Here is a 21,458-nt window from a genome sequence, read left to right as displayed (position 1 = left end):
TCGGGGCGGTGGAGGCGGGGGAGGAATTCGGCGTCATTGCGTCAACCCTTCGAGGCGCACCAGGACGACACACGGCGGGCGACCGCCGTTCGGCTCCTGTGTCTGAGGTGGGGCGTTACTGGTTGAGCCGGATGGGGCCGGTGGAACCGGACGGACCGGTGGAACCGGCTGAACCGGCCTAGGTGAAGCGGTTCAACAAGAGGTGACACGGTGACAGAACGTGTCACCGTCCAGGGAGATCGAGGAGATTGCGGGCGACCGGCGCCCCATCGAAACTCTGTCGAAGCGCTTCGATGTTGCAGCGAGATTAAGTGAAGGGTCCCGGAGGCACAAGAGTCCGTTTCCAGATTCCTCCGACGTGTTTCCGAACCGTTTCCCGGCGTGATCGAGCCCGCTTGACCGTGAATGGCGAGGCCGCACCCTTGACACCCGCGGGGGTTGACGCAGAGCATCGAAGCGCTTCGAAAGATCTTCCGAGGCCTGGGAGTTCCTCAGCAGGCCCGGACATCGCAAAACCTCCCACCTCTCCAAGGGGACCCGCACGTGACGGAACAACCGCAGCCCTTCCGCGACCCGCAACTGCCCTTCGCCCGGCGCATCGACGATCTGCTTCAGCGGCTCACCCTCGACGAGCGGATCGCGATGCTGCACCAGTTCGCACCCGCGGTCGACCGGCTCGGGATGGGCGCCTTCCGCACCGGCCAGGAGGGACTGCACGGCGTGGCCTGGATGGGCCCCGCGACCGTCTTCCCGCAGGCCGTCGGCCTGGGCGCCACCTGGAACGACGACCTGGTGCGCCGGGTCGGCGAGGCAGTCGGCAACGAGGTCCGGGCCAAGCGGGCCAAGGACGACCGGGTCGGGCTCAACGTCTGGGCCCCGACCGTGAATCTGCTGCGCCATCCGCTGTGGGGGCGCGGCGAGGAGGGGTACGCGGAGGACGCCGCCCTGACCTCTGCCATTGCCGTCGCGTACACCCGGGGACTGCGCGGCGACCACCCGCACTACTGGCGCACCGCCCCGGTGCTCAAGCACTGGCTCGCCCACAACAACGAGACCGACCGGGACACCTCCTCCTCGTCGGTCCGCCCGAGGGTGCTGCACGAGTACGACCTCCGGGCGTTCCGCGACGCCGTGCGGGCGGGCGCGGTGGCAGGCGTCATGCCCGCCTACAACCTGGTCAACGGGCGGCCCAACCACGTCTCGCCGCTCCTCTCCCAGCAGCTGCGACGCTGGACCGAGCAGTCGCTCGTGGTCTGCTCCGATGCCGGGGCGCCGTCCAACCTGGTCGACTCCGAGCACTACTTCGACACCCATGAAGAAGCCACGGCCGCCGCGCTGAAGGCCGGAGTCGACAGCTTCACCGACCACGGTCAGGACTCCACCGCCATGACCGGCCGCATCCGCCGCGCACTGGAGCAAGGCCTCCTCGACGAGGCCGACATCGACACCGCCGTCCGCCGTCTGCTCGAACTGCGCTACTCCCTGGGGGAGTTCGACCCCGGTCTCGACCCGTACGCGGACACCACCGCCTTCGACACGGCCGAACACCGGGCGCTCGCCCAGGAGGCCGCCGAACAGGCCGTGGTCCTGCTGAAGAACGACGGTCTGCTGCCGCTCGACCCCGGGGCGCCCGGGACGATCGCGGTCGTCGGCCTGCTCGCCGACGCCTGCAAGCTCGACTGGTACAGCGGCACGCTGATCCACCGGTCCACCCCGCTCGACGGAGTGCGGACCCGGTTCGGCGCGGACCGGGTGACATTCGCGGAGGGCGCAGACCTGGTCCGCCTGAAGTGTGCGGCGGGCTGGCTGCAGATCCCTGCTGACGCCGACGCCGGCACCGGCACCGGCCATGGCGCGGAAGGCGCCCTCGACCCGGCGCTCCTCGCCGGCCGCACCGACCTCCCGCCGCTGACATGCGGCGACACCCCGTCCGAGCTGGCGCTCGTCGACTGGGGCAACGGCGTGCTCACCCTGAGGGACCCCGACGGCCGCTATCTGTCGGTCGCCGAGGACGGTTACGTACGCGCGTCCGCGGACGAACCCGGCGGCTGGATCGTCCAGGAGACATTCCGCTGGGAGAAGGTGGAAGGTCACGCCGGGGGGCACCGCCTTGTGCACATCGGAACGGGTGGGTACGTCTCGGTTGCCGCCGGCGGCGTAAAGGTTGCCGAGGTGGACGAAAAAATTTCCGGACACGCCGGGACGGGCGTCGGACCGGCCGCCGCCGTCTTCGAGATCGAGGTCGTCGAGCGCGGCGAGGACACCGTCGCCCGCGCGGCCGCGGCCGCCGACACCGTGATCGTCGTCGTCGGCAACGACCCGCACATCAACGGTCGCGAGACCGAGGACCGCACCACCCTCGACCTGCCTGCCCACCAGGAACGCCTCTGGCGTGCCGCGCACGCCGCGAACCCGCGTACCGTGCTGGCGGTCACCTCCGCCTACCCGTACGCACTCACCGACGCCGCGGCCGCACTCCCCGCCCTGCTCTGGACCGCGCACGGCGGCCAGGCAGCCGGGACCGCGCTCGCCCGGATCCTGTCCGGCGACGTCTCCCCGGCAGGCCGGCTCCCGCAGACCTGGTACACCTCCGACGCGGAGCTGCCCGGCCTGCTCGACTACGACATCATCGGCTCACGGCAGACCTACCTGTACTACGAGGGCACGCCGCTCTACCCGTTCGGCCACGGACTGTCGTACACCGCGTTCTCCTACTCCGGGCTGACGGCCGAGCGCGACGGCGACCGGCTGAGCGTGTCGGTCAACGTCACCAACACGGGTGTCGTCGCCGCCGACGAGGTCGCCCAGCTGTACGTACGAGCGCAGGAACCGTCCGTCGTCCGGCCCCTGCGTCAGCTCGTCGGCCACCGGCGTCTGCACCTCGCGCCGGGCGCCGGGCAGCGCATCGAGTTCGCCGTCCCGGTGACCGAACTCGGCCACTGGGACGTGGCGCACAGCCGCTGGACCGTCGAACCCGGGGCGTACGAAGTCCAGGCCGGATCCTCCTCCGCGGACATCAGGCTCACCACCGTCGTCACGGTCGACGGCGAGCCGTCCGGCCCCCGCCCCGTCCTGCACCACGGACTCGAAGCGGCCGACTACGACGAGCAGCTCGGCACCGAGATCGTCGACCGCACGAAGACGGACGGCGACGCCGTCACCGCCATCGCCCCCGTGAACGAACTCCTCTTCCGGCACTGCGACTTCGCGGCCGGTACCCGCACCGTCGAGGTGTCCGCGGCGGGGGAGGGCTCCGCGGAGATCACGGTCGACGGCCGCACGACAACCGTCGACATCCCCGCCACCGACGGACCCTACGACTACCGCGGCCACGAGACGCCGCTGACCGCCTCCGGCGTGCGGGACGTACAGGTCACGCTGCGGGGCACGGTGCGTCTGGCCCGAATCGCTTTCCCGGGAGCAACCGAGTGACCCCGCCGTATCCACGTCCTGACACTCACCTCCGTCCAGTTGCCCCCGGCAAGGAGTCCTCATGAAGTTCACCGACGGCTTCTGGCTCATGCGAGAGGGCGTTCGCGCCTGCTACGCGACCGAGATCCGCGACCTGCGGGTCGACGCCGACCAGTTCACCGCCTACGCCGCGGTCAAGCAGGTCCAACAGCGCGGCGACACCCTCAACACCCCCCTCATCACGGTCGATTGCTTCTCCCCGGCCGAAGGGATCATCGGCGTACGCACCACCCATCACGCCGGCAAGGTCAACCACGGACCGGACTTCGAGTTTCCCGGACTCGACACCGTGACCGCCGCCGCCCGCACCCGCCGGGACGGCGCGCTCACCGAACTGACCAGCGGCCCGCTGACGTTGCGCATGGACGGCGACGGGCCGTGGGGCATGACGTTCCTCGACGCCCGGGGCTGCCGCCTGACGGGAGTGGACAGCAAGGGCACCGCCTTCGCCACCACCCCCGACGGCGCCCATCACATGATCGCCCAACTCGCCCTGGACGTCGGCGAGAACATCTACGGACTCGGCGAGCGCTTCACCCCGTACGTCAAGAACGGCCAGACCGTCGACATCTGGCAGGCGGACGGCGGCACCAGCAGCGACCTGGCCTACAAGAACATCCCGTTCTACCTCTCCTCGCGCGGCTACGGCGTCTTCGTCAACCACCCCGGCAAGGTCTCCTTCGAGATCGGCTCGGAGTCGGTCGGCCAGGTGCAGTTCAGCGTCGAGGACCAGTCGCTGGAGTACTACATCGTCGCCGGACCGACGCCGAAGGACATCCTGGCCCGCTACACCGCCCTCACCGGCCGGCCCGCGCTGCCCCCGGCCTGGTCGTTCGGCCTCTGGCTGACCACCTCGTTCTGCACGTCGTACGACGAGGAGACCGTCGCCTCGTTCGTCGACGGCATGGCGGAGCGGGACATCCCGCTGTCGGTCTTCCACTTCGACTGCTTCTGGATGCGCGAATACCAGTGGTCGGACTTCCAGTGGGACCCGGACGTCTTCCCCGACCCGGTCGGCATGCTGGCCAGGCTCAAGGAACGCGGACTGCGCATCAGCATGTGGATCAACCCGTACATCGCTCAGAAGTCACCGCTCTTCGCGGAGGGCGCCGAGCACGGCTATCTGGTGCGCCGTCCCGGCGGCGACATCTGGCAGTGGGACCTGTGGCAGCCCGGCATGGCACTCGTCGACTTCACCAATCCGGCCGCCCGCGAGTGGTACAACGCCAAGCTGCGGGTCCTTCTCGACCAGGGCGTCGACTGCTTCAAGACGGACTTCGGCGAGCGGGTGCCGACGGATGTCGTCTGGCACGACGGCTCCGACCCGGAGCGGATGCACAACTACTACGCGCAGATCTACAACCGGACCGTCTTCGAACTCCTGGAGAAGGAGCGCGGGCACGGCGAAGCGGTGCTCTTCGCCCGCTCGGCGACGGCCGGCGGCCAGCAGTTCCCGGTCCACTGGGGCGGCGACTGCTTCGCCTCGTTCACCGCGATGGCGGAGTCGCTGCGCGGTGGTCTGTCGCTGTCGCTGTCCGGCTTCGGCTTCTGGAGCCATGACATCGGCGGCTTCGAGGGCACCCCCGACCCCGCGGTCTTCAAGCGGTGGCTCGCCTTCGGCCTGCTCTCCTCGCACAGCCGGCTGCACGGCAACGTGTCGTACCGTGTGCCGTGGGCGTTCGGCGACGGGGCCGTGGACGTGGCCCGGAAGTTCACCCTCCTCAAGCACCGCCTCATGCCGTACCTGTACGGGGTGGCGGCCGAGGCCCACCGCACGGGCATCCCGATGATGCGGCCGATGCTGCTGGAGTTCCCGGACGACCCGACCACCCGGATGCTGGACCGCCAGTACATGCTCGGCCCGGACCTGCTGGTGGCCCCCGTCTTCACGGAGGACGGCCAGGTCGAGTACTACGTCCCCGAAGGCACCTGGACCCACCTCCTGACCGGCGAAACGGTCACCGGACCGGCCTGGCGGCACGAGACGCACGGCTTCGACAGCCTTCCGCTCCTGGTCCGCCCCGGCGCGGTACTCCCGTGGGGCGCGGACGACCAGCGCCCGGACGGCGACTGGCTGGACGGCCTGACGCTGCGGGCTTTCGGCCCGGCGCCCGCGACGACCGACACGGTTGTCACCTTGGTGGACCTGACGGGCGCCGCTGCGGCGGCCTTCCGGGTCGTACGGGACAGCGCCTCGGGCTCGACGCGGGTCACCGCCGAGGGGACGGACCGTCCGTACCGCGTGATCGTGGAGGAAACCGGGGCGACAGGGCAGGGAGCGGGGACGGTGGAGGTGCCGGCGGTCTGAGGGGGCGCGTCGACGCCCGCACGGACGTGCCCTCACCCGGCGCCACGGGGGCGGGGTGAGGGCACGCCGGCTAGGGTGCGTATTCGGTCGTGATCAAGGAGTGGCCCGTGTGAGCTCCTTGATCCAGATCATCGACGCTCGAAGGTGAAGGCCTGCGAGGTAGCTGTCGGGCGTCTTGGCGTAGCGAGTGGCGATGCCTCGCCATGCCTTCAGCCTGTTGATCAGGCGCTCGACGGTGATCAGTTCCTTGTAGAGCTCGGCGTCGTGGCTGACGGGCCGGCCGCCGTTGCTGCGAGACGTGTAGGCCCAATGGGAAGCGAAGGTCGGCGGGAGCTGATCTTCAGGGCGCGAGCCGAGCCTTTGAGTAGGCCCGGGCCTGAGAGTCCTGTTCCTCCGGGCCGACGCTCCACCGGATCCCCCCCACAGCGCGGGGCGAATCCACCAGATTGATCACTCGCCATCCGGCCGTCATGCCGAGCCGACACCGAGCCGCGAGCAGCGAATGCAGACTCGAACCACTAGAGTCCGTGCGCAGTGTTCGCCGGCTCGGCACGGTCCCAGACGCTCTGGAAGGCCAGTTGCAAGCAGTTGGCCAGCGCCGGGTGTTCGATGTAGAGCGCGGTGGTGGCGCCGGTGCCGGCAACCGGATCCTGCATGTCGCAGAGCACGAGCGAGGCGTCGGCAATGATCAGCTTGAGCGGCAACTCGGCGGTGAGCCGCGCCTCCTCCCCGGCCTCGCTGAAACACCGCACGTGCTCCAGCACTTCGGCGTCGTTGAGCGCGTCATGGGTGTAGATGGCCCGGGCCCGGCCGCCTGCCCTGCGCAGTCGGCGCACCGTCGCGATCCCCTCGGTGTTGGCGACCGGGGCGAGAAAGGGCCGTTGGCAGAAACTCAACAGTTCGCGTCCGGCCTGTTCCTGGATGTCGGCGAATCGTTCGGCGATGGCCTTGGGATCGCGCAGCACCTCGATGTAGTCGAGCGGGTCGGTCTTGGTGCGCCCGTCGGACCAGACGGGCAGCAGGGCAGTTACCAGTGCCGAAGACACTTGCTCGAGCCGTTCGAGGGATTCGCGTTGCAGCGCCATGAGCCGGGCGGTGGCAAGCTCGGGTGCGACCGCGGAGAACGTGGCCACCCGGCCTGGGCGGAGGGTGGCGAGGCGACGCCGCACCAGGGCGTCCAATACGTCGTAGACGCGCTGGCGGGGCACATCCGCCTCACGCGCCACCTCGGCGGCGGTGTACGACTCGCGTCTGACCAGCGCAAGGTAGACCCGCGCCTCGTAGCGTGCCAGGCCCAGTGCTATGAGGTCGCTGACCGATCCGTCGTCCAGGTCCATGGCGTCACACGCTATAGCCGATCTGCTCCGATCCCCTCGTCGGGGGACGGACAAAATCAACTCTGTCCTGATTCATGGCGGTTGGGTCTCTGCTGCATTCCTTACCGAGGCAAAGGCTTTGCCATTGACTGATACTCCGTTGGGGTGGGCGCTCAGTAGCATCGCGGACAGCCACCACTGACCGGGGTGGCAGCTCACCCCGAAGAACGTGCGCTACCTGAAGCCCCCGGCAGCAGTTGATCCGTGTCGTGTCCAAGCATGGCTGCTTTGTCATGACCTTGACATAGCGAGACTTCCCGCCGTAGGGCACCAACTCCCCATGAAAGGCAGTCTCTTGCGATCGCAGAACCCGGACTACGCGAGACCGAACACGCTCCGACGATTCACCCGCCGCGGGGTCGCCGCCCTGGTGTCGGCCGCAGCCCTGGTAGCTGGCGGCATGCTGGCCGCCGCGCCACAGGCGGTGGCCGCACCGGCCGCGCCACAGGCGCCGGGCGGCTCCGTCGCCAACCCCTACAGCCCCGCGTACCACCACTCGTATCGGCACGGCGCCGTACCGACCCTCAAGCAGAACGCAAAGATGAAGGCCTGGGCGGCCTCCCAGGCTTCCGCGAGCGTCGCGACCGGGCCGCAGACGCTGTCCTACGGTGGTGGCGTCGACGGCATCGGCGTCCAGAGCGGCCACTCGAAGGTTTATGTGGTGTTCTACGGCACCCAGTGGGGCACGCAGAGCACCAACAGCAACGGAGACATGACCTTCTCCGGCGACTCGGCGGGCGCCGCGCCGGTTGCCCAGGAGATGTTCAAGGACATCGGCACCGGTAACGAGCGGTGGTCGGCCGACCTGACCCAGTGGTGCGACGGTCCGAACGTGCCTACCGGCGCAACCAGTTGTCCCTCGAACGCCAACTTCATCCCCTACCAGAGCGGCGGCGTGCTGGCCGGCGCGTGGTACGACAATTCGGCGGCGTCGCCAAGTGCCGCCACAGGGCACCAACTCGGCGTCGAGGCTGTGAAGGCAGCCAGCCACTTCGGCAACACCACGGCTGCATCGAACCGCGACGCGTACTACGTGATCCTGTCGCCCCACGGTACCAACCCCGACAGCTACCAGGGCCAGTACTGCGCGTGGCACGACTGGAACGGTGACACCACGCTGACGGGCGGCGCGGTCACATCGACCGTGGGCGACATCGCTTTCAGCAACCAGCCGTACAACATCGACTCGGGCGCGGGCTGCGGCGTCGGGTTCGTCAACTCCCCCGGCACCCTCGACGGCTGGACCATGACTCTCGGCCACGAGTGGCAAGAGATGATGTCGGACCAGAACCCGGCAGGTGGCTGGACGAACCACACCGGCAGCTCGTACGACGGCCAGGAGAACTCCGACGAGTGCGCCTGGATCTCGCCGGGTAGCGCGGGCGGAGCGGCGAACGTCACGATGGGCACCGGCACCTTCGCCGAGCAGGCCAGCTGGTCCAACGACACCAATGCGTGCGCCATCACCCACGCCATCGTCGGCGGCAGCACAGGCAACACGGTCACCGTCAACAACCCCGGGAATCAGAGCAGCACCGTGGGCACTGCCGTGTCCCTGCAGATCACGGGTTCCGACTCCGACTCGAGCCAGACCCTCACCTACACTGCGGCCGGGCTGCCGGCCGGACTCAGCATCTCCTCCAGCGGTCGGATCAGTGGCACCCCGACCACGGCCGGCACCTCCTCCGTCACGGTCACTGCCAAGGACAGCACGGCAGCCTCCGGCAGCACCTCGTTCAGCTGGACCGTCAACAACACCGGCGGCAGCTGCGCCAACCCGGGTCAGAAGCTCGGCAATCCGGGCTTCGAGACGGGCGCCGCTTCGCCTTGGACGGCCAGCAGCGGTGTGATCGACAACTCCACCGGTGAGCCCGCCCACTCCGGCAGCTGGAAGGCATGGCTGAACGGCTACGGTAGCGCCCATACCGACACCGTGTCCCAGTCGGTGACCATACCGGCCGGATGCAGCGCCACCTTCTCCTTCTACCTGCACATCGACACCGCCGAGACCACCACAACGTCCGCCTACGACAAGCTGACTGTCCAGGTCGGCACCACCACCTTGGCCACCTACTCCAACCTGAACGCGGCGAGTGGCTATGCACTCAAGTCGTTCAACCTGTCCAGCTACGCGGGTCAGACGGTGACGCTGAAGTTCACCGGCACCGAGGACTCCAGCCTCCAGACCAGCTTCGTGGTCGACGACACCGCCCTGAACGCCTCCTGACCCCGCCAGGACTCCCTGGGCACAGCACGACACGTTCCGCCCCGGCAGGGAGTCACTGTCGGGGCGGAACCATTGCTGGTGGCGAAGCCGATCACCACGTCCGCCGTGGTGCCCTGAGCAAGGACGGTACGACGAGATGCGCCGCGTTCACCGTGGTACCGAAGCCTGCATCGAGCACGGCCGACTGCTCATTGATCACCACACGGGCGCCGCCGGGCAGGCCGCTCACACTGTTGGGCGCGGTCGGAACGGTGACCGGAGCCCCGGCGATGGTCGGGGTGAGGGTCGCGAAGCCGTGCGTGGCCGTGCAGGTGCTGGTCAGACATTAACCGCGTGGCTGCGGGAACCTGGTCGCTACGGCAGCCGTCCAAGCCGGGAACGCACGACCGGTCGCCACAGCCCGTGACCTGACGAGGAGAATCGATGGCTCGACCAAGCCGTCTGCCCCGGCTCGGCGCCTGCGCCGTCACCGCTGCCACGCTGGCGCTGGCCGGATGCACGTCCGGCGGCGTGTCCGGCAGTCCGGCAACCACTCCGCCGACGTCCGGACCGACCGCCTCGGCCCCCGGTTCCGGACCGCCGACGCCAGCCACGCCGAGGAGCCCCGGCACACCGCCGCCGACCACTGCGGCCGGCAGCCCGGGCACGGTGTCGTTGTCGTTCTCCGACAACGGAAAGCCCGTTCACCTCACGGTGGGGGAACGACTCCACATTGCGCTGGACAGCCCGTACTGGACATTCCACCAGTCGGACGCGCCCCGGGTCCTGCGGCAGGACGCCACCGGGGTCGCCAGGCCGACCGCCAGTTGCTCGGGGCCGACCCGCACGGCCGGCTGCGACACGAGCACGGCCGACTTCACCGCGGTAGGTGCCGGCCGCACATCCGTGGTGGCCACACGGCGGGTCTGCGGCGAAGCGATGCGGTGCACCGGCTCGCACGGGCGGTTCGTGGTGTACGCGGTGGTGGGATGAGGGGGGTTGAGGTGTGCCCCAGGGCACGGCTGCCCGGGACGCAGTCGCCGCCCCGTGGCCCGGCGGATCACACGGGACGGCGGCAGAGCCACACCCTCAGCGAAGCGAACACCGTCGGTGTCGGCGAGAGGGAGGGCGAAGCCCCAAGTGGTGGCGTATCCGCCGTAGCGCAGGCGCACGACGTACTCGGTGCCGGTCTCGCCAGGGTGCGTATCCGGTTGTGATCAATCTGGTGGATTCGTCCCGCGCTGGGGGCGGATCCGGTAGAGCATCTTGCATGACGCGAGCGCAACTGACGGACGCGGAGTGGGAGTTCATTGCGCCCTACCTGCCGATCGGCGAGTTCGGCCCGCACCCGGAGCGGCTACGGCAGCAGTTCGAGGGTGTGATCTGACGGTTCGGGACGGGTGGGCAGCAGCGGGAGGTGCCGGCCGGACGTCCGCGGCCGGTCCGTGGTGAGCGAAGTGCTCGGCGAAGGGCTGCGCTACGAAGGACGGCAATCCTGTGGTTGCGGCAAGGAGCCGTAGTTCCGGCCACGTATCCGTGCCCAACTGCGGGCGCGGCGCGTTGCCGCCCGGAGGGCGGGCGTTCCGCTCGCCGAGACGCCCGTCCGCGTCGCCCCTTCGACGCCGACGGCCGGTTGACCCGACGGGCGGTGGCGCCGCGTCGCGCGGACGGTTCGTCACTGGGTGAACCGGGGCAGCCACCTCGCCTGGTAGTCGGGGTGCCCGGCGTCCTCCGCGGCCATCTGCCGTACGACGAAGCCCAGTCCGACCGCGCGGCCGGAGGCGAAGTCGTGGTGGGGGCGGTCGGCGTCCAGGGCGGCGACCTCCTCGTACTCGTCCAGCAGGACTCTGCTCGTCTCGATGCGGCGGAGTGAGCGCGCGGGGTCCTGCAGGGCGATGTGATCGTCGTAACCATGTGTCCGCAGGCTGAACGCGATGGCGCCGGTCCGGTCGTGGACCTCCCCCGGCGTCTCGGCCGGGCACCGCCAACTCTGGCCGCCGGCCGCTCGCGCAACCTGTTCCTCCTCGGCCAGGCGCGCCCGCACGAAGGCCACCATCTCGGAGTTGTCAGTCATCGGGTTCCGCATCCTCCGCCGTCAGGTGCGGCCCCGCACCGGCGTGATCACCCACCGGGTCCGGGGCCGGACTACTCGTTCAGCACGAGGATGCCGTACGGCGGACGGCGGCTGCACATCGCGCCCGCGACCGTTCCGCCATCCGGACACGCTCCCGGCGGACTACCGGGCACGTACCGTCGCCATGACATCCCGGTCCGGCTGGAGTGTCAGCGTGGGCACGGGGTTGACGTCGCCCGCGTCCACCTCCAGTTCGAACCGGCGCGCCAGCACCGCCAGGATCAGCACCGCCTCGACCATCGCGAACCGCGTACCGAGGCAGACCCGGGGACCGCCGCCGAACGGGAACCAGGCGTACTCCGCGATGTCGTCGCCGTTCTCGGCGTCCCAGCGCTCCGGGCGGAACTCCTCCGGCTCCGGGAACCACCGCTCGTCGCGGTGCGTCGCCCATTGGCTCGTCCACACCCTGGTGCCCTTCGGCATGTCCACGCCGCCGATCCGCGCCCCCTCCTTGGCGACCCCGGTCACCAGCCAGATCGTCGGGTACAGCCGCAGCGTCTCCTTGACCACGGCCTGGGTGTACGTCAGTCGCGCGTAGTCGTCGAACTCCGGCTCCCGGTCGCCGAGCACCCGGTCCAGCTCCTCGGTGAGCGCGGCGCGCGCCTGCGGATTGCGGGACAGCAGGTACCACGCCCAGACCAGGGTGGAGCTGGTGGTCTCGTGCCCGCCGATGTAGAGGGTGACGGTCTCGTCGCGGATCTCCTTGTCCGTGAGCTGCGCACCGTTCTCGTCCACCGCGGTCAGCAGCCGGCTCAGCAGGTCAGGGCGCTCACCGTCCCCGTCGCGGTGCCGGGCGACGACCCGGCCCACCTCGGCGTCGATGACCGCGGCGGCCTTCTTGATCCTGGCCCTGCCCGGCGTCGGCACCCAGTCGGGGAGCAGCGCGCCGATGCCGCTGAACTCCTTGCCGATCTCCTGCTGGGCGACATCCATCGCCCGGCCCATCGCCTCGGCGTCCGCCGGGGTGTCCACCCCGAAGATGGTGCGGACGGCGATCTTCTGCGTCAGCGCGGCCATCTCCCGCTTGATGTCGATGCGTTCACCGCCGGACCAGGTGTCCGCCAGCTCCACCGTGCTGCCCGCCATCGTCGCCGCGTACGACCGCACCTGCTTCGGCCGCACCGACGGCTGGACCAGCGACCGCTTCCGCCGCCAGTCCGGACCGCGCGCCACCACCACGCCGTTGCCCATCACGGTGCGGAACGCGATGCCCAACGCCGGCTGGTCGAAGGTGCGTTCCGTCTCGGTGAGCAGTTCGCCTATGCACTCCGGATCGGCTATGAACACGCAGGAGTTGGGGCCGAAGCGCCAACTGACCATGTCCCCGTACCCGCGCAGCCGCTCGAAGAACGCCAGCGGGTTCTTCCCGAACTGCGGCAGATTCCCGAGAAACGGCAGCCCTTTGGGGCCCGGTACGGGCACGTGGCCGCTCGGCTCGGCATCGACGGCGGGGCCGGTCTCCGTGGACATGAAAGGTCTCCGCTCGCTGGTGGCGTACCCGGATCCGGTACGCGGCGACATGGCTGGACTCCGCGGTGGCCGATGGACCAGAAATCCCATCGGCCTTATGGAGTACGTGAGTTGTCGAGGGTAACCGTGCCGCGTTACGGGAGTGTGGTCGGGCGTGCCGTGTTCGTCCTTGCGCCGGGACGCCCTACGCGGACTTCGCCGGCTGCAACCGTTCCTAGCCAGTGCACATGAGTGAGTCCTGGACCCACTGGTGCGTGCTGGGCGCATCCCGAACGGTGTTGGATGCGCTGGGTTCCCGCTTTCGCTTCCCGCTCGGCGACGGCTCTCCGGGGGGCCGGTCCGTGGTGGGTGGGCGGGTTCCCTCACGCCCTCGGGTGCCTGGTCCGGCCTGGGCGGTCCGATGCCCCGCACGATCACTCCGGTCGTGTGGGGGCGGTGCCGTCCGACGCCGGATCGGGTGTCCGAGGGCGCGTCTCCCGATCGCGATACCGGCGGCATCGTGACGGGACATCTTTCGGTGTGGGGTGGTCAGTGGTTTCTGCCAGTGCTGGGCTCCCCACAGGCTGGTGTAGGCGGGGTCGACCGCGACAACGCTCAGGCCCTGTTCGGAGGCCATGGACACCAGCCGGGCCTTGAGCTTCCGGGTCGGCATGCCGGAGATGAGCTGCCTGAACCGCTTGCGGCGGCCGTGCTTCTCGCGGGTTTTCTCAGGCGTGAAGTCGAGGTCTTCGATGCCGATCGCCGCGACACCGACCCGCACCGCCCAGTTGATCAACCGGGTCAGGGCGTGGCGGATCTGTGCGTCGCGGTGGCCGGCGGTCCCGGACAGGTCGTAGCCGAAGCGGTGCGGCTCGCCGATGGGGTTGCCGTGCCGGTCGAGCCGGTAGGCAGCGAAGTGATCGGCATTGGTGTCGACGCCGATCATGCCCCGGGCACGGGCGGTCTCCAACGGGATGGTCTGGACGAGGGGGCGTTGCCGGGATGCGGTCAGGTACCAGCGGCCGCGCTCCACGTCGAGGTGGATGCGGTAGGCCACGGCCCGGTTGGCTTCGATACGGTCGGCCCACTCCGCACCCCGGTGCGCGAACGCCACGGTGGAGGTGAGGGTGTACCGGCCGTGCCGGGTGTTGGCCAGGTGCGCGAGCGGAACGGGCAGCTTGATGGACACTTTGCCGTCCGGGGTGACGCGGATCGTCTCGTTCCCGAACCGTTTCCCCGACTCACCGTCGGCAGCGATGAACCAGCGTTCCGTCTCCCACCGTTGTCGCCACTCGTCTTCGGTGAGACGGGCCTCGGTGAGGTGGTGGCGGGTGTTCAGGAGACGTTTACCGCCTCGTACCACCCGCACCCGTCCGGCCTGCCAGTCGACAACAGCTGCCGTGTGCCGCGCCTCCAGCATCGCGAGGCGGCGGGACTTGCGGAACCACTCGTTCTTCGACCGGTAGCCACCCGCCGCGCGCCTGGTGCCCTTCTGACCGATCGGGAGGGACAGCCGGTGCCGCAACATCTTGATCCCAGCCGCCAGGCTCTGGATATATGCCGCCTGGCAACGGCGCGCGAGCGCCCACTGATCATGCGTGGCCTTGGTGATCGCACCCGCGATCCGCGACGACGACAGTGCCGTCAGATCCCGCTTACGCGCCGCCCAGGTCTGCGCACCATGCTCGAGACCATCCGCACAGCGGACCTTGAGATCACCGGACGCCAGCGCACCCTGATGCGCACCGACCGCACGCAGCACCCTCTCGTCCTGGGCGGTCAGGTGCTTGAGACGGTCCCGGATCGCCACCCCGCAAGGCCCGGGCGCCACGAAGGACACGGCCAACTCCCGCACACCACCCACCACATCACCCCCTCACTCAAGGCCGCACCCATGCCACCCAGCCCAACGAGCAACAGCCACCAAGGTCACCCATTCGGCCCCAGAACCCCCGTTCCCACCCCCACAAACCCACCCACAGGACTCACTCCCACTCACCATCACTCACTTCAATGCAGCAAACCGACAGCAGCTCGCAACCCCGCGTACACCCCGCCCCGCCCCACCAGCTCCTCATGGGTCCCCACCTCGGCTATCCGGCCCCGGTCCATGGCGACGATGCGGTCCGCCGCCCGGATGGTGGAGAGCCGGTGGGCGACGACGAAGACCGTGCGGCCGTGGATCAGCCGGGCGAGCGCCTCCTGGACCAGGGCCTCCGAGCGGGTGTACAGGGACGAGGTCGCCTCGTCCAGGATCAGTACCCGTGGGTTGCGGATCAGCGCACGGGCGATGGCGAGCCGCTGCTTCTGGCCGCCCGACAGCCGCGCCCCGCGCTCTCCGACGACCGTCGAGAGGCCGTCGGGCAGGTCTTCGACGAAGTCGAGCGCGTTCGCGTCACGCAGGGCCTGACGGACCGTCTGTTCGTCGGTTTCGCCCATGCCATAGGTGACGTTCTCCCTGATGCTGCCCTCGGACAGGATGGACTCCTGCGGTACGACGGACAGGAACCGGCGGTAGCTGCGCAGATCCAGGGTGGCCATGTCGGTGCCGTCCAGCAGGATGCGGCCCGACGTCGGGCGGATGAAGCCGATGAGGAGGTTCAGCACCGTCGACTTGCCTGCCCCCGAGGCGCCGACCAGGGCGACCGTCTCGCCGGGGCGCGCCGACAGGGTGAAGTCCTCGACAGCGGGGCTGTCCACTCCGTCGTAACCGAAGCCGACCCGCTCGAAGTCGATACGGCCCTGCACCTCGTCGACCCGGTCCTTGCCCGCATTGCTCTCCAGGTCCGGAGCCTGAAGGACCTCGCCGGCCGAACGCACCGACTCCAGGCCCTTGCTGATGATCGGCGCGAGGCTGAGCAGCGTGCTCATCGATCCGGTGAGCGTGGTGAAGAAGGCGCTCAGCATCACCACGTCGCCCGCCGTGATGGGAAGCCACCCGTGGTACGCGACCAGGGCCGATCCTGCCAGACAGGCCACGCCGAACGAGTTCAGCAGGATCCAGGCGAGTGCTCCGAAGCGGCCGTTGAGCAGATCGAGGCGCAGGCCGGCCGTGAAGACCTGGCGCAGTGAACCGTCGACGCGGCCGAGCGCCGTGCGTTCCAGGCCGTGGGCGCGAGTGATGGGGATCAGGCGGGTCATCTCGCTGACCCGGGCGGAGAGCTGTTCCACCTCCTGGCGGAACGACTCGTTGTGGCTCCGCAGCCGGGCCCGCCGCCGCATCACCAGCAGGGCGGCCGCCGGGACGACCACCAGGAACACCGGCAGGAACGACGGAACACGGACGGCGATGACGGTGAGCCCGCCGATCAGCGTGATGACGGCGGCCAGCCCCATGTCGGCGGACTGCTGCACCATCTGCTCGACGCTCTCCACATCCCTGACCACCTTGGCCTGGAGAACGCCCGCGCTCGTCCGCGAGTGGTAGCCGTTGGACAGCTGCTGCATGCGGCGGCAGAGCGCGTCGCGCAGTGCGGTGCCCATCCGACGTACGCTGCCGCCGAGGCAGCGTACGTAGAGCAGATGCATCGGGTAGTTGAGGACGAGCACGCACAGCAGTGCGCCCGCGTTGAGCCACAGCTCCCGTTCGGGGCGGTGCTGGACGACTACGTCGATGATGTTCGCCGTGATCAGCGGTAGCAGCCACACGGGGTGAACAACAGTTCCCACTTTTTTCAGTGGATATCCGTCATCCTCAGTGAATAACCTGATGTCGTGAAGCTTTCCGAGTGGGCGGCGCGCAACGGCGTGCATTACCAGACCGCGTGGACCTGGGCGAAGGAGGGCCGTATGCCGGTCCCGGTTGTCCAGACGCCGTCGGGTACGTGGCTCGTGACCGAGCCCGCCGCGCAGGCTGCGGGACGGGTCGTGGTGTACTGCCGTGTCTCGTCCGGTGACCGGAAAGCGGACCTGGAGCGTCAGGTCGCCCGGACCGTGCAGGGCGCAACGGCTCAGGGCCTCATGGTCGCTGACGTGGTGACGGAGGTCGGCTCCGGCTTGAACGGGCGTCGCCGCAAGCTGTACCGGCTGCTCGCCGACCCGGGTGTCGGCACGATCGTGGTCGAGCACCGCGACCGCCTCGCCCGGTTCGGCGTCGAGCACCTCGAAGGAGCCCTCTCGGCCTCGGGGCGACGCCTGGTCGTCCTTGACCCGGCGGAGACGGCCGACGACCTCGTACGGGACATCACCGAGGTCCTGACCTCGATGTGCGCACGCCTGTACGGCCGCCGCTCCGCGAAGAATCGCGCCGACCGGGCCATCGCCGTCGCCACCGGCCCGGATGTGGCCGGATGAAGAAGTTCAAGCCGCAGCCCGGCTTCAACGTCCTCGCGCACAAGCTCGCGCTGGATCCGAACGCCACGGCCAACCGCCACCTGCACTCGCACGCAGGTGCCGCGCGGTCCGCGTACAACTGGGCGGTCGCGTACGTCACTGCCGTGTGGTGGCAGCGTAAGGCCGAGCAGTCGTACGGCATCTGCGAGGACGAGCTGACTCAGTGGCGGTCGTGGTCGCTGCCCTCGCTGCGGAAGGCGTTCAACGAGGACAAGCGCACCAACCCGCGCTTCGCCGGCTGGTGGGAGGAGAACTCCAAGGAGGCATACAACACCGGTCTGGCAGGCGCGTCGGCTGCGTTCGAAAACTATGCGAAGTCGAAGAGCGGTAAGCGCAAGGGTCCAAGGATGGGCATCCCGCGCTTCAAGTCGAAGCGAACAGCGCGCCTGACCTGCCGGTTCACTACCGGAACGATCCGTATCGAGCCTGACGGCAGGCATATCACCCTGCCCAGGATCGGCACGGTCCGCCTCCACGAGGACGCCTCCCACCTGCGGGCCCTCGCCGACGCCGGGAACATGCGGATCCTGTCCGCGACCGCACGTCTTAGCCTTGATCCACCGATCTGATGGCTGTGGATGACTCTTCGGGAAACAAGGAAGTGCCTTGTGACCTGCGATGATGGGAGTTCTTGAGGCTTCCAGCACGCACGATCGGCAAGGCACTTCCGAGATGCAAGTTTCCCATACTCCAGCGGCGGTCTCCGCTGCGTTCGATGACCCGAATCTGGTCGCGCTTGCCGGGCTGGTTCCGGTGATGCGGCTGGCCGAACGGTGTGGGCTGTCGGGCCTGGTGACGCAGAAGGTGGAGCTGAGCGGGACGACGAACGGCGCGGGTGCGTCGGCGGGCGCCAAGGTCAGCAGCATCGTGGCCGGCATGGCGGCGGGCGCGGACAGCATCGACGACCTCCACGTGCTGCGGCACGGCGCGATGCCCGCCCTGTTCCGAGGGGTTCGTGCGCCGTCCACGCTGGGCACGTTCCTTCGCGCGTTCACCCACGGTCACGCACTCCAACTCCACGCTGTCCACCGCAGGTTCCTCGGTCAACTGGCCGCGCACACCCCGCTGCTTCCCGGCGCCGATCAGATGGTGTTCATTGATGTCGACTCCACCCACAAGCGGGTCTACGGCCGGGCCAAGCAGGGCGCCGAGTACGGCCGGTTCAAGGGCATCCGCACCCTGCACCCCCTGCTTGCCACGATCTGCACCCCCACCTCCCGGCCGGTGATCGCAACAGTACGGATGCGCCGCGGCAAGGCAGCCGATTCCCGTGGGGCCCCGAAATTCGTCAGTGAGGCGCTGGCCACCGCCGTCGAGGCGGGCTGCACCGGCACCCGGATCCTGCGAGCGGACTCGCAGTTCTACAACGCCGGGGTGATCGCCGCCTGCCGCCGGGCCGGAGCCCACTTCTCGATCACCTGCGGGATGAACCCCTCCATCAAACGGGCCATCCACACCCTCCCCGACCAGGCCTGGCAGCAGATCACGTACCCGACCGCGGTGCCCGATCCCGCAACCGGTGAACTCATCTCGGACGCCGAAGTCGCCGAGATCCCCGCCTACACCGCGTTCGCCAGCCGCACAAAAGCAGAGCGGGTCACCGCGCGGCTGATCGTGCGCCGGGTCCGCGACCTGGCCAAACCCGCCGTTGTGGGTGAGCAGGGCGAGTTGTTTCCCGTCTGGCGCTACCACCCGTTCTTCACCGACCAGCCCGCACAGACCCTCCAGGCCGAACGCGAACACCGTCACCACGCGGTCATCGAGCAGGTCATCGCCGACAGCAAAGCCTCTGCCCTGGCCCACCTGCCCTCCGCACACTTCCACGCCAACGCCGCATGGCTCACCCTGTGGGCGATGACCTACAACCTGCTGCGGGCCACCGGCGCACAGGCCTCCGCCTTCCACGCCAGGGCCACCACCGCCACGATCCGCACCCACCTGGTCCACGTTCCGGCCCGGATCGCCCGCTCCGGCCGCCGCATCACCCTGCACCTACCGCACAACTGGCCCTGGCAGCACGCCTGGACACACCTGTTCTCCACCGCCCACGGACCGGCCGGCTGATACGAACAGCCCCTGCCCGCCCCGCCCGCAAGGGCCCGACCGGAACCGAACCGTGGAAATGCTGGGCAGACCAGCGGACACAAGCTGCCCTCACCCGGCCACCCGACCCGAAGCCGATCAAAAGACCACTCTCAAACCACCTCGGTGGATCAAGGCTTAACCGGGGGCGCTGGTTCGTGTCGTTGCAGGTCGAGGAGAAGCACGAGCTGGTCAAGGTTGCCCGTCCGGACACGGCGGTCGGTATTGACCTCGGCATCAAGACCCTGGCCGTCCTCGCGGACAGCGACGGTGTCCTTGGCGCAGAACCCAACCCACGCCACCTCGACCGCGCGCAGAAACAGCTGCGTCGCGCCAGCCGTGTCGTCTCGCGTCGGCATGGCCCCGACCGGCGCACCGGGCAGCAGGCCTCCCGCCGCTGGGAGAAGGCCAGTCAGGCGCGGAATAAGATCCATCACCGGGTCGCGAACCTCCGCGAGGACACCCTCCACCAGATGACGACCCGCCTCGCCTGCGAGTACGGCACGATCGTCATCGAAGACCTGTGCGTCGCCGGAATGGGCCGCAACCGGCGCCTGTCCCGCCGCGTCGCGGACGCCGCGTTCGGCGAGATCCGACGCCAGCTCACCTACAAGACCCGCCGGCGTGGCACGCGACTCATCGTCGCCGACCGCTGGTACCCCTCCTCGAAGACCTGCTCCCGCTGCGGTGCGGTGAAAACCAAACTGCCCCTCAGCATGCGCGTCTTCGAGTGCGACAACTGCGGCCTCGTCCTTAACCGGGACGCCAACGCCGGACACAACCTGGTCGCCCTCGCGGCCCGCACCACAGGTACCGGAGTGGCCGGAGACCTGGACAACGCCGTCGAGGCGGAGTCGAAGCCCCGTGGAGCCGACCGGAAGACCCGCGTCACCCGCCCGCGCCGCAAGGCCGGGACGGGGCGGGCAGGTGGCGCGATCCCCAGCCCCCGGGCCGGGAAGGAAACGGGAGACCGTCAACAGGACACCGGCGCGCAACTCGCGCTCTGATGACCCGTTACGGACCATTCCGGTGGAAACCTCGGGATTGCTGAGATCGCTTGATGATCAAAGCAACGGCTGTGCTTGACGACGAAGGCGGCTGCGGCGATCGCGATGCGTCGACGGTCGGGGCGCAGAAGATAGCCGAGCGTGCGCACCGGGTGCTCGCCCCGGTAACGGTGATCGAGCGTGCCCGGTCGGTGGGATGCGTGGTCATGCGCATGGTGGTACGAAGAGACCGTTCGCTGCATGGGACAAGCGAATCCCGGCGGATCGAACAGCACAAGCCCCTTTCCACCAGCTGGATCCGACCGTCCGACCGTCCCCGGCCCCGTCCGTGAGCCGGTGAGATCGTGGTCGTCCGGCGCGCATGATGAGGGGCGTCCCGCCCGAGCCTGCCTCCGGAGGATGTGATGGCGTCGCGCAGTCTTCCGAAGATCCTCGTCTTCACCCGCACCACCGCCTACCGGCACGACTCGATCCCCGACGCAGTCACCGCGTTCCGTGAACTCGGTGCCGGGCACGGCTTCGCCGTCGACGCGACAGCGGCGCCGGACGTCTTCGAGAGCGGGCTCGCCGGCTACGCCGCCGTGGTGTTCCTCTCCACCAGCGGGGACGTCCTCACCTCTGCCGGGCGCACCGGACTCCGGGTGTACTGCGCCGCGGGCGGCGGGTTCATGGGGGTGCATTCCGCGGCCTGCACGGAGTACGACTGGCCGTTCTACGGCGAACTCCTCGGAGCCAGGTTCGACCGTCATCCCGCCCTCCAGCCGGGAACGGTGATCGTCGAGGACCACGGTCACCCGGCGACCGCGCATCTGGGTGCCACCTGGGAGTTCACCGACGAGTGGTACGACTTCCGGGCGAACCCGCGGGGCAGTGTGCGGGTGCTCGCCCGCGCCGACGAGTCCTCGTACGAAGGCGGCGGTATGGGAGCCGACCATCCCCTTGTCTGGGCCCATGGACATGCCGGAGCCCGGGTCTTCTACACCGCGCTCGGGCACACTCGCGAGGCGTACCGCGACCCCGTGTTCCGCGCCCATCTCCTCGGCGGACTCCGCCATGTCGGCCTGTCGCGCCACGGCGCCCCCGCCCCGGGAGT

14 protein-coding genes and 3 pseudogenes are annotated in these 21,458 nt (G+C 69.2%); 10 read left to right on the top strand and 7 right to left on the bottom strand.

Annotated features, from left to right (window positions below; translation table 11 throughout):
• Positions 1–543 precede the first annotated feature (543 nt).
• Positions 544–3,432: a glycoside hydrolase family 3 C-terminal domain-containing protein gene (locus tag OHA03_RS01125; protein WP_266999838.1), complete on the top strand. Its 2,889-nt coding sequence runs from the start codon at positions 544–546 to the stop codon at positions 3,430–3,432.
• A gap of 61 nt (positions 3,433–3,493) precedes the next feature.
• On the top strand, positions 3,494–5,779 hold the full coding sequence (yicI, locus tag OHA03_RS01120; RefSeq protein ID WP_266999836.1) for an alpha-xylosidase: 2,286 nt from the start codon (positions 3,494–3,496) through the stop codon (positions 5,777–5,779).
• A gap of 93 nt (positions 5,780–5,872) precedes the next feature.
• Here the strand turns inward: yicI and OHA03_RS01115 are convergent.
• Positions 5,873–6,076 (bottom strand): annotated as a pseudogene (locus OHA03_RS01115) (hypothetical protein); the annotation flags it as partial.
• Between the two features lie 221 nt (positions 6,077–6,297).
• Positions 6,298–7,116, bottom strand: coding sequence for a TrmB family transcriptional regulator (locus OHA03_RS01110; RefSeq protein ID WP_266999834.1), 819 nt, complete (start codon positions 7,114–7,116; stop codon positions 6,298–6,300).
• A 319-nt stretch (positions 7,117–7,435) separates the two neighbouring features.
• On the opposite strand from OHA03_RS01110, the gene OHA03_RS01105 reads away from it, so the two are divergent.
• Positions 7,436–9,382, top strand: a complete 1,947-nt coding sequence (locus OHA03_RS01105) for a putative Ig domain-containing protein (protein ID WP_266999832.1) — start codon at positions 7,436–7,438, stop codon at positions 9,380–9,382.
• A 91-nt stretch (positions 9,383–9,473) separates the two neighbouring features.
• On the opposite strand, the gene OHA03_RS47980 is transcribed toward OHA03_RS01105, so the two are convergent.
• Positions 9,474–9,704: a choice-of-anchor P family protein gene (locus OHA03_RS47980; protein WP_354006162.1), complete on the bottom strand. Its 231-nt coding sequence runs from the start codon at positions 9,702–9,704 to the stop codon at positions 9,474–9,476.
• Positions 9,705–9,805: 101 nt separating this feature from the next.
• Here OHA03_RS47980 and OHA03_RS01100 point away from each other — a divergent pair, with 101 nt between their 5' ends.
• Positions 9,806–10,354 (top strand): hypothetical protein, encoded by a 549-nt coding sequence (locus OHA03_RS01100; RefSeq protein WP_266999830.1) that lies wholly within the window; start codon positions 9,806–9,808, stop codon positions 10,352–10,354.
• A gap of 682 nt (positions 10,355–11,036) precedes the next feature.
• Here the strand turns inward: OHA03_RS01100 and OHA03_RS01095 are convergent.
• From OHA03_RS01095 to OHA03_RS01080, 4 genes and pseudogenes are all read right to left on the bottom strand, one after another.
• On the bottom strand, positions 11,037–11,435 hold the full coding sequence (locus tag OHA03_RS01095) for a DUF6221 family protein (protein ID WP_266999828.1): 399 nt from the start codon (positions 11,433–11,435) through the stop codon (positions 11,037–11,039).
• A 162-nt stretch (positions 11,436–11,597) separates the two neighbouring features.
• Positions 11,598–12,965, bottom strand: a complete 1,368-nt coding sequence (locus tag OHA03_RS01090; protein WP_266999825.1) for a cytochrome P450 — start codon at positions 12,963–12,965, stop codon at positions 11,598–11,600.
• A 214-nt stretch (positions 12,966–13,179) separates the two neighbouring features.
• A complete protein-coding gene (locus tag OHA03_RS01085; RefSeq protein WP_266999823.1) occupies positions 13,180–14,808 on the bottom strand; it encodes an IS200/IS605 family accessory protein TnpB-related protein in 1,629 nt (542 codons plus the stop codon).
• Between the two features lie 146 nt (positions 14,809–14,954).
• Positions 14,955–16,613 (bottom strand): annotated as a pseudogene (locus OHA03_RS01080) (ABC transporter ATP-binding protein); the annotation flags it as partial.
• Between the two features lie 45 nt (positions 16,614–16,658).
• Here OHA03_RS01080 and OHA03_RS01075 point away from each other — a divergent pair.
• The 6 genes and pseudogenes from OHA03_RS01075 to OHA03_RS01050 form a co-directional block, all read left to right on the top strand.
• Positions 16,659–17,237, top strand: coding sequence for an IS607 family transposase (locus OHA03_RS01075; RefSeq protein ID WP_266999821.1), 579 nt, complete (start codon positions 16,659–16,661; stop codon positions 17,235–17,237).
• Entirely contained in the window at positions 17,234–17,845 is a 612-nt protein-coding gene (locus OHA03_RS01070) for a helix-turn-helix domain-containing protein (RefSeq protein WP_266999819.1), read from the top strand. The genes OHA03_RS01075 and OHA03_RS01070 overlap by 4 nt, the downstream gene beginning before the upstream one ends.
• A gap of 103 nt (positions 17,846–17,948) precedes the next feature.
• On the top strand, positions 17,949–19,340 hold the full coding sequence (locus OHA03_RS01065) for an IS1380 family transposase (protein ID WP_266999817.1): 1,392 nt from the start codon (positions 17,949–17,951) through the stop codon (positions 19,338–19,340).
• On the top strand, positions 19,280–20,365 hold the full coding sequence (locus OHA03_RS01060) for an RNA-guided endonuclease TnpB family protein (RefSeq protein WP_267007881.1): 1,086 nt from the start codon (positions 19,280–19,282) through the stop codon (positions 20,363–20,365). The genes OHA03_RS01065 and OHA03_RS01060 overlap by 61 nt, the downstream gene beginning before the upstream one ends.
• A gap of 53 nt (positions 20,366–20,418) precedes the next feature.
• On the top strand, positions 20,419–20,697 hold the full coding sequence (locus OHA03_RS01055; RefSeq protein ID WP_266999815.1) for a hypothetical protein: 279 nt from the start codon (positions 20,419–20,421) through the stop codon (positions 20,695–20,697).
• Between the two features lie 72 nt (positions 20,698–20,769).
• Positions 20,770–21,417: pseudogene (locus OHA03_RS01050) on the top strand (ThuA domain-containing protein); the annotation flags it as partial.
• Between the last annotated feature and the right edge of the window lie 41 nt (positions 21,418–21,458).

Source organism: Streptomyces sp. NBC_00154, assembly GCF_026342835.1.
Taxonomy (GTDB): Bacteria; Actinomycetota; Actinomycetes; order Streptomycetales; family Streptomycetaceae; genus Streptomyces.
The sequence above is the reverse complement of the archived record's forward strand: the minus strand, read 5'-3'. Positions and strand labels throughout refer to the sequence as shown.